The 5704-nt window shown below is 45.6% G+C and carries 4 protein-coding genes and 1 rRNA gene; all 5 read left to right on the top strand.

What is annotated here, in order from left to right:
- Positions 1 to 10: 10 nt before the first annotated feature.
- Positions 11 to 127: ribosomal RNA gene (gene rrf, locus OEL83_21030) — 5S ribosomal RNA — on the top strand.
- Between the two features lie 229 nt (positions 128 to 356).
- On the top strand, positions 357 to 2030 hold the full coding sequence (locus OEL83_21025) for an ABC transporter ATP-binding protein/permease (GenBank protein MDK9709529.1): 1674 nt from the start codon (positions 357 to 359) through the stop codon (positions 2028 to 2030).
- Between the two features lie 93 nt (positions 2031 to 2123).
- Positions 2124 to 3182, top strand: coding sequence for an NTP transferase domain-containing protein (locus tag OEL83_21020; GenBank protein ID MDK9709528.1), 1059 nt, complete (start codon positions 2124 to 2126; stop codon positions 3180 to 3182).
- A gap of 82 nt (positions 3183 to 3264) precedes the next feature.
- A complete protein-coding gene (locus OEL83_21015; protein ID MDK9709527.1) occupies positions 3265 to 4554 on the top strand; it encodes an IMP cyclohydrolase in 1290 nt (429 codons plus the stop codon).
- A 528-nt stretch (positions 4555 to 5082) separates the two neighbouring features.
- Entirely contained in the window at positions 5083 to 5589 is a 507-nt protein-coding gene (locus OEL83_21010; GenBank protein MDK9709526.1) for a hypothetical protein, read from the top strand.
- Positions 5590 to 5704: the final 115 nt, after the last annotated feature.

The following is a 5704-nucleotide window of genomic DNA, read 5'->3' as shown; positions in this document are numbered from 1 at the left end:
ATGCCGCTTTATCGGCGGTCATAGCGAAGAGGATCCACCCGTTCCCATTCCGAACACGGAAGTTAAGCTCTTCAGCGCCAATGGTACTGCACGGGTGACTGTGTGGGAGAGTAGGTCGCCGCCGATTCTTTCTACAAAAAAGCCCCGAGGAGAAATCTCTCATCGGGGCTTTTCTGCGTCTATAACTCCCCTGCCCGAATTGCAACTCACAGTACCCTTTAACAACCAACACTCTCTTTCCTGCCAATTTTATCCCCATATCGTTTTAATTATCCGGACCGCTTGCTGCATTCAGGCCCCGAGTATGGTAACGTTAAGAAAGCGTATTTCGATATCAATTTTTCTTAAAACTCTTGATGACTGATCTCCCCACAAACGCACGATTGCTCCCCCTCCTCCGACAAACGACACCTCCTATCAAAACCATCGTCGTACTTGTCGGTCTTATGCTTCTTGAAAATCTTTTATCTTTACTTTCTCCCTGGCTTGCCGGGCAATTCTCAGAGGTTCTTCTCCACGGATCGGCAAAAATCTCCTTCGACTACCAACAAATTTTGTTGTTCTGGTTATTGCTCATCCTCGTTCAGGCAATTCTTGGTTATTACAGCCGAACTATATCCGTCATCGCCAGCGAACGCATGGTCATTAAGCTCCGCAATAATCTCTTTTCGCACCTGCAGGCCCTACCAATTACGTTTTTCCATGAACGCAAACATGGCCAGGTTCTTTCCCTTCTATCTTATGATACTACGATCATCAGCACCTTTGTAAATAGTACACTGCTAGGCCTTATCCCTCTTTTTGTGGCCGCTATCGGTGCGATTTTTTGCATGTATTTGATCAATCCCCTTATCGCCTGTCTCAGCACACTGCTTATACCAATTTTTGTTCTTATAACAAAAATTCTTAGCCGGAAAATTCGCCCCCTCAGCGTTGACCTTATGCGGCAATACGGAGCGACTTTTTCCATCGCCGAAGAAAACCTGAGCACCCTGCCCCTCGTAAAATCGTTCAGCAGGGAAAAGGTTGAAACGCAGCGGTTTTTAAACAGCAACGCTGAATTTCTCGCTACTTCCGAGAAATATATAAAGGCCCAGGCGCAACTTGCGCCGATAACGAGATTTATGGCCAGTGCAATTATTATCGTCTTCCTGCTCCTCGCCGGTGATCGGTTTTTGTCAGGAAGCATAAACACCGGCAATCTTGTTAGTTTAATGCTTTATGGCCTGCTTCTTACCCGGCCGATAAGTGCTCTGGCCGAGGCATATGGCCAAACCCAACGCGCCCTGGCTGCCGCCGCAAGAATTGGAGAGGTATTCGCACAGCAGAAAGAAAAATACCTTGCCGCAAAGGTGCTTCCTCCTGTTAAAGGAAAAATCACCTTTACCGACGTTAGTTTTGGCTATCCAGGAAGGGACCCTCTCTTTGCTGGGCTAAATCTCAAAATCCAACCAGGTGAAACAATCGCCATAACCGGAAAAAATGGTGCTGGAAAAAGCACGATAGTCCATCTCCTGATTCGTTTTTTCATCCCACTGCAAGGTAGCATTCGCATTGACGATTGCGATATCAGCGATGTCACTTTAGATAGTCTTCGTTCCCAGATTGGCCTGGTTCAGCAAAACGTCCTGTTGCGTAATAGTTCAGTCCGGGAAAATTTATTGTTTGGCAAACATTCTGTTGAGATGACAGACATAATAAAAGCGGCAAAGGCGGCCCATGCCTATGAATTTATCAGTTCACTCCCCGCTGGATTCGATACCATTATTGGCGATCAGGGGGTTAAACTTTCTGGCGGCCAGAAGCAGCGATTGTCCCTTGCTCGGGCGCTTCTGAAAAATCCACCGATACTCGTACTCGACGAAGCTACGGCCATGTTTGACCCTGAAGGTGAAGCCGATTTTATACGCGACAATATCTCAACACTCCAAGGCCGAACTGTCATCATCATTACCCACCGTCCGGCAACACTTGCCCTAGCCGATCGGATCTACGAACTGAAAGACGGTGCATTATCCCCTCTTTCCTGAAGTTTCTTGCAAAGCCTGTTACATTTTTTTATATAACCATATTACCTGCTTTTCCTCTCAGCACCTGCCCATCGAGTCGCAAGGTGTTGGTCCTTGCCTAAATCTCAACAAACTCTAGAAAGAGACAGAATTCAATTAATGACATCCTCACCCCTTTCAATTGTCATTCTTGCCGCCGGCAAAGGCACTCGAATGAAATCGAATAAAGCGAAAGTCTTGCATGAACTCTTCTTCGCTCCCATGGTGGAGCATGTTGTTCAGGCTGTGCTCCCACTCAAACCCATCCAAACCGTTGTCGTAGTGGGCCATCAAGGACAAGATGTTGAAAAGGCGATACAGCACCTAGGCTGTGAATTTGTCGTCCAAAAACAACAGCTCGGAACCGGCCATGCGGTGCTGGCCTCCGAGAAGGCAATTAAAGAAGAAAGCTGCACGGTGATGATTCTCTGCGGAGACACTCCCCTCATCCGACCGGAAACGCTTGCCAAGATGTACTCCGAGCATGTGAACCGCAAGGCAACTCTTACTCTGATGACCACAATTCTTGAAGACCCTACCAACTACGGACGGATTATTGCTGGCGTCGATGGGCGGCTTCTTGGTATCGTCGAGCAGAAGGATGCTTCTCCTGATCAGTTGCAGCTTCGGGAGATTAATGCCGGTATTTATTGTGTCGATAAAGCCTTTCTATTCTCCGCCTTGCGGAAAGTCGACATGAACAACAGTCAAAAAGAGGTTTACCTGACAGACATCGTCAAACAGGCTGTTGACAAAGGTCTTAGCGTAGAGAAATTTATCGCCCCTTCGCCAACCGAGGTACTTGGTGTTAATTCCCGTGTTGAACTAGCAGACGCCCAACGTGAACTGCAGTTGCGCCGCAACCGAGACCTGATGATGCAAGGGGTGACGATCTTTAATCCCGAAACGGTTTCCGTCTCCCCAGATACATGCATCGGTAATGATACCGTGCTTGAAGCTGGAGTCCGGATTTCCGGAGGGAGTAAAATCGGCAACTCGGTCACCATCGGTCAGGGAGCTATTTTACAGAGTTGCCAGGTAGAAGACCACGCGGTTATCGGTCCATACGTCTGCCTTTCCGGTATCCCTGTTCCTGCAGATATGGTGATTCCACCATTTAGTACTGCATGTTAAATAACTATCGTGATAATACTTTGGTTTTTTGTAAACCAAATATGACGCCAACAAAATAGCAACCAACCTTAAAGGTGCTTGTATGAGTGATTTAAAAAAGATGTACTCTACCATTCTTGGAGATAGTTTTCCTATGGACATGACTATTTCTTTTGGTGATCAAAAACTCGTCTATCGCAAGAAAACTTGGAAGATAAAGGCCTCAGACGGCACTTTCGACGAACGGGGTGTTCGATATGGAGAAAACCCTGATCAAGAAGCCGCCTTGTACGAGCTGGTCAACGGCAACCTCGTCTTAGGCGACTGCCGCTTTATCGAACCTGGCAATGGCCTGGTCTCATCGATTGCCGTTGAAGATATGCTGCAAGTTGGGAAACATCCCGGGAAAATCAACCTCACCGATATTGATAATGGTTTGAATATTATTAAATATTTGATGAATAAACCGGCAGCGGTTATTCTCAAACACAATAACCCCTGCGGCGCAGCTTATGGCGATACCCTGGCGATGGCATTTAATCGTGCGCTCCGCTGTGATCGTATCGCCGCCTTCGGTGGCGCAGTTGTCCTTAACCGCCCCTGCGACAAAGACACTGCAGAGTTGCTAGCCAACAACTACCTGGAGGTAATCTGTGCCCCGGATTTTGAAAGTGGCAGCCTGGATATTCTTCAGAAAGCAAAGAATCTCCGCATAATCCGGATTAGCGGAATAGACAGATTGAGTGACTTTGAAAAATTCCGATTCGTTGACTTTAAAAGCCTCATTGATGGCGGAATCATCGTTCAGCAGTCGGCCGTCAATTCCATCCGCACTATCGCCGACCTAAAACCAGCCGTTGCAACATGGCAGGGCAAAGAATATCGGTGTGAACGACAACCGACTGCGCGTGAAATTGACGATATGATATTTGGCTGGGCGGTTGAACACGGCGTCACATCAAATTCAGTGCTGTATGTGAAGGATGGCTGTACCGTGGGCATTGGCACTGGAGAACAGGACAGGGTTGGGGTTGCTGAAATTGCGGTGCATAAGGCGTACATAAAGTATGCTGACATTCTTTGTTTTGATGCGCATGGCATCGGATATGCTGATCTGGAATTAGCCATTGCCCATGGTAACAAAGAAATAAACGAAAAAGATATGATTGATCGGCAGGTACAAAATGATCGAGCTGGACTGCCTGGCTCGGTGATGATCTCCGATGCCTTTTTTCCATTCAGGGATGGCGCTGATGTTGGGATAGCTCAGGGGGTATCAGCAATCCTCCAAGCTGGCGGATCGATGCGTGACTTTGAGACCATTGAGGCATGTAATGCAGCAAGGCCCAATGTTACGATGATGTTTACTGGGCAAAGGTCTTTCAAACACTAAAATCTCCAGAAACAAATCAGACCAACCTTGCTACCGAAATATTATCCCCCTCCTACAGCAGTGGGTATAAGTGTTCTTCTGTCTTTTAGGGCTCCCAGTATTTTCCAAACTCTCTTTCTTGTTTGATTCGAAAGATCTTCAGGAATATGTGAACTTTACCAAAAAGTGAGGCGGCCCCGAAGGTATCCGTAGAAGAAATCACCAGTAAATGTTCATCAGAGATCAATTGAAAATTAATATTTCCGGTTTTCTGAACAATTTCTCCAGTAAATAGCACTTCGGCTTTGGGAATTTTTACTTTTTGCCTTTTGAACGAAAACTTAGCGTTCCCCAATGATATAATCCAACACATTCAAAATACTAGACTTTTAGGTTTATTTGGTAGAAGCCCTGTTATGTAGAATGAACTTCTGGAATAAACCTTGCACATTCATATTCAATAAGCTAAGTAAAGACTTGCTGATAGTTAAAAAAAATTCATTACTAATTATCAGGATGAATTCATTAACAATCTAGGGAGACGTGGAGATGAAGCGATTTTTAATTTTGATATCTTGTTTTTTTGCGGTGACGGTTTTTGCTAGTCGCAGTTTTGCAGCCACCATACTTGCTGGCGACGTAGATTTTGCTGCCGGTCGGACAGCATATGATGTCACAACAAACATGGACCATTACGTATTTAATTTTCAAGGTGGTGTTGTAATTGGCCCAACAAATGATAGAGGAGATATTACTTGGAGCTTTACCCCTCCTTCTAACGTCGGAACAATTACGAGTGCTTTCTTAACACTCAGCACCTTTGATGTCGACCCTGCTGATTCTTTAAGGGTATATTACTCTGTGTCTGGAGGAACTGACGTTCTTCTTGGAAATATCAATGAGTTGACCTCATCTAACGCGTACGGATTCTCGAACTTTAATACTGATGTCGCAAATGGTGTAGATCTATCAACTAGGCCTTACTGGACTGCGACTACGCTAAATCTATCCGGTATCTTATCAATATTAAATACTACATCTCTATCTAGTGTCTAGTCAACAATCAAGTGTCGGATAAAGACGCAACAATTTTACCCGTGCGTTGTCGGTCGTAAACTGCCAATTCACTTTTGCATTTTTATTGTTTCTGTGTTTCTGCCATGCACTTACT

The sequence above is a fragment of the Desulforhopalus sp. genome (assembly GCA_030247675.1).
Taxonomy (GTDB): domain Bacteria; phylum Desulfobacterota; class Desulfobulbia; order Desulfobulbales; family Desulfocapsaceae; genus Desulforhopalus_A.
The sequence above is the reverse complement of the archived record's forward strand: the minus strand, read 5'-3'. Positions and strand labels throughout refer to the sequence as shown.